Source organism: Planctomycetota bacterium, from assembly GCA_035574235.1.
In the GTDB taxonomy this organism is placed as follows: Bacteria; Planctomycetota; MHYJ01; order MHYJ01; family JACPRB01; genus DATLZA01.
This window is the reverse complement of the sequence record DATLZA010000049.1, coordinates 1-2759: the sequence shown is the minus strand read 5'-3', so window position 1 is coordinate 2759 and position 2759 is coordinate 1. Positions and strand designations below refer to the sequence as shown.

Here is a 2759-nt window from a genome sequence, read left to right as displayed (position 1 = left end):
CCTCAGGCCGCGAATCCGAAAAGCTTCGCCGCCGTCCCGCCCAGGACCTCCGCCTGCTCGGCCGCCGAAAGATGCGCCACGAGCGCCCGCGCCCGCTCGCGCGCGGCCCGGTAGGACTCCGCCGTCGCGCGCGCGTCGAATCCGCCGCCCCAGAGCAGCCGCCCCGCCCCATAGGCCGCCGCCACGCGCCGCACCACGGGCCCCAGGTCCCGGTGCGGATACTGAGTCGGCGGCGCCAGGCTCGAAAGCTTGATCCACGTGCGCTCCCGCTCCGACCAGCGCACGACCCGCTCGTGCTCCTCAGGAGTGCCCTGAAGCGGACGCCCCAGGTGGTCCACGAGGACGCGGACCCCCGGGAACTCCCGCAGGTACGGCTCGAAGCCGGCGGCCCAGCGCGGCTCGAAGTGCAGCTGCACGGCCAGGCCCAGGTCCGCCGCCGCCTTCCAGAAGGCGGCGAACTCCGGCCGCCCGAACGGGGGCAGCCGCTCCGGAGCGTAGGCGTGGATCCGCACCGCCGCGACCTCCGGCCGGCGGCGCGCGAGCGCCCGCATTTCCTCGATCGCGCGGGGACGGTCCGCGAAGAAAAGGCACGTGCCTTTCAGCCGCCCGCGCCCGGCGTCCAGCACGTGCTCGAGATAGCGGTGATCGTCCTGGTACGGCTCGGGGTGGACGACCACCGCGTAGTCCACGCCGGCCGCGTCCATGAGGGAAAGCAGCCGCTCGGGCGGAGCGGCCTCGTCGGGACGGTACGGGGCGCGCTCATGATAGGGGAAGCGGGGATCGTCCGGCCCCGCGAAACAATGGACGTGCGCGTCCACCACGGGGACGCGCCGCTCCCGCGGCGCCCCGCCCGGCGCGCACCCGGCCGCCAGAAGCGCCCCGCCCAGCTTGAGAAATCCGCGCCGCGAAGCCGTCACTTCCCCAGCACCCGCGCGAACGCCTCGAGCGCCCGGTCCACCACCTCCGGCCGGGCGCCGTATCCCATGAGGCCCACGCGCCAGACCTTGCCCGCCAACTCCCCGAGGCCCCCGCCGATCTCGATGCCGTGCTCCTCGAGCAGTCGCCGCCGCACCGTCTTGTCGTCGGCGCCGGCGGGAATCCGGATCGCGTTGAGCTGCGGCAGCCGCCGCCCCTCCTTCACCTGGAACTCCAGGCCCAGCCGCTCCGCCCCCCGCGCGAAACGCTGATGCGCCTCCTCGTGGCGCTTCCAGCGGTTCTCGAGCCCCTCCTCGAGCACGATCCGCAGCGACTCGTGAAGGCCGTAGACGTTGTTGATCGGCGCCGTGTGATGGTAGGCGCGGTTGCCGCCCCAGTAGTTGCGCACGAGCGTCATGTCGAGATACCAGCTGACGCACTTGGCGCGGCGGCGCTCCATGGCCTCGACCGCGCGCGGACTGAAGGACACCGGCGCCAGGCCCGGAGGACCCCCGAGGCACTTCTGCGTGCCGCTGTAGACGGCGTCGATTCCCCAGGCGTCCGTCTCGACCGGAATTCCGCCGAGCGAGGTTACGGCGTCCACGACCGCCAGCGCCCCGTGCCGGTGCGCGACCTCCACGATCTCCGGCACGTCCTGCCGGTACCCCGTCGAGGTCTCCGCGTGGACGAAGGCCACGACCTTCGGCTTCATCCCCCGGAGCGCCGCCTCGACCGCGTCGGGCGAGAAGCCCTCGCCCCACCGGGCCTCGAGCGTCTTCACCTTCCCGCCGCAGCGGGCGGCGATATCGGCCATCCGAAGCCCGAAGTAGCCCTGGACGAGAACGAGCACTTCGTCGCCCGGCTCGATCAGGTTCACCAGGCACGTCTCCATCCCCGCCGTGCCCGTGCCCGAGACGGCGAACGTCAGCTCGTTCTTCGTCCGGAACACGCGGCGGAGCATGTCCCGCACCTGGTCCATGAGCCCGAGAAACGCCGGATCGAGGTGCCCCAGCGTCGGGCGGTTGAAGGCCTCGAGAATGCGGGGATCCACCGGGCTCGGGCCCGGCCCCAGGAGGAGCCGCTCGGGAGGACGGAAGGGCGGATAGGGGGCGCTCATAGGCGTTCTCCTTCGGCTCTGGCGTAGGATTCCGCCAGAAGCTCCACGGGATGGACCACCTTAACCCGAAGGCCGGCCTCCCGCAAGCCGGATCGGAGCTGAAGAATGCATCCGGGATTGCCGGACGCGACGATTTCGCACCCGGAGCGCCGGACCGCGTCGATCTTGCGCTCGAGAATCCGGCGCGAAAGCTCCGGCTCGGTGACGGAGTAGATCCCCGCGCTTCCGCAGCAGAATTCGGCGTCCTCGAGGGGCACGAGCTCCACGCCGGGGATCGCCCGAAGAATCGCCCGCGGCGGATCGGCGATCTTCTGGGCGTGGAGAAGATGGCACGGGTCGGAATACCCCACCCGGGCGCGGATCTCTCCGCGCGGCGGCGTGAATCCGATTTCGACCAGAAATTCCGCCACGTCGCGGACCCCGGCGCCGAAGGCGCGCGCCTCGGGGTCGCCTCCCAGGAGCGCGCCGTAGTGGCGAAGCTCCGCGCTGCACCCGGCGGCGTTGGAGATCAGGGCGTCGTATCCGCCCGAGGCGAAGGCCCGCACGTTTGCCCGCGCCAGGTCCTTGGCCTGGTCCCGCGCGCCGTTGTGGATGTGGAGCGCCCCGCAGCAGCGCTCGTCGAGCCGCACCTCCACCTCGCATCCGTTCTCGGTGAGGACGCGGACGGTCGCGTCGTTGACATCCGCCAGGAGCTGGTCGGCCAGGCAGCCGGTGAGGAAGGCGACCC

At 71.9% G+C, this 2759-nt stretch carries 3 protein-coding genes; all 3 read right to left on the bottom strand.

Annotated elements, in window-relative coordinates:
- Positions 1-2: 2 nt before the first annotated feature.
- The gene (locus VNO22_03715; GenBank protein ID HXG60459.1) at positions 3-917 is read right to left on the bottom strand and encodes an amidohydrolase family protein; all 915 of its coding nucleotides are present in this window, start codon (positions 915-917) and stop codon (positions 3-5) included.
- Positions 914-2032 carry an alanine--glyoxylate aminotransferase family protein gene (locus VNO22_03710; protein ID HXG60458.1) on the bottom strand — a complete coding sequence of 373 codons (1119 nt, stop codon included), beginning with the start codon at positions 2030-2032 and terminating at the stop codon, positions 914-916. Before VNO22_03710 ends, VNO22_03715 begins: the two co-directional genes overlap by 4 nt.
- The coding region (locus VNO22_03705; protein ID HXG60457.1) for a (Fe-S)-binding protein at positions 2029-2759 on the bottom strand (731 nt) is incomplete at its 5' end. The genes VNO22_03710 and VNO22_03705, both read right to left, overlap by 4 nt.